Genomic DNA, 265 nt, shown 5'->3' with positions numbered 1-265 from the left:
GAGTATAGGAGCACAAAAATAATGTTTCTTTCGATCAAACTAACATGATTGTCCGCTCGGTTCTTAGCTAAAAAGTCATGATTAACCGATAGAGAAATTTTGATAACACTAATCACAATAGCAATAGATGCCATTAATTCTAAAAGCGTATAGCCAGCCTGAGTATGGGTAGATAACCTCCTCACTGACTCCTTGAGTCAAAAAATGTATTACCTCTCTGTAGTAAATGATATAAATATCACAACCTAAAATATATTTTTATTAC

At 32.8% G+C, this 265-nt stretch carries 1 protein-coding gene; it reads right to left on the bottom strand.

Features of this window, described 5'->3' with window-relative positions; all coding sequences use genetic code 11:
- Nucleotides 1-185, bottom strand: a 185-nt coding sequence (locus tag CWC04_RS19540) for a prepilin-type N-terminal cleavage/methylation domain-containing protein (protein ID WP_249326234.1), incomplete at its 3' end; no start/stop codon positions are given.
- Between the last annotated feature and the right edge of the window lie 80 nt (nucleotides 186-265).

The sequence above is a fragment of the Pseudoalteromonas sp. S2893 genome (assembly GCF_005887105.1).
Taxonomy (GTDB): Bacteria; Pseudomonadota; Gammaproteobacteria; order Enterobacterales; family Alteromonadaceae; genus Pseudoalteromonas; species Pseudoalteromonas atlantica.
This window is presented reverse-complemented; position numbering and strand designations above follow the sequence as displayed.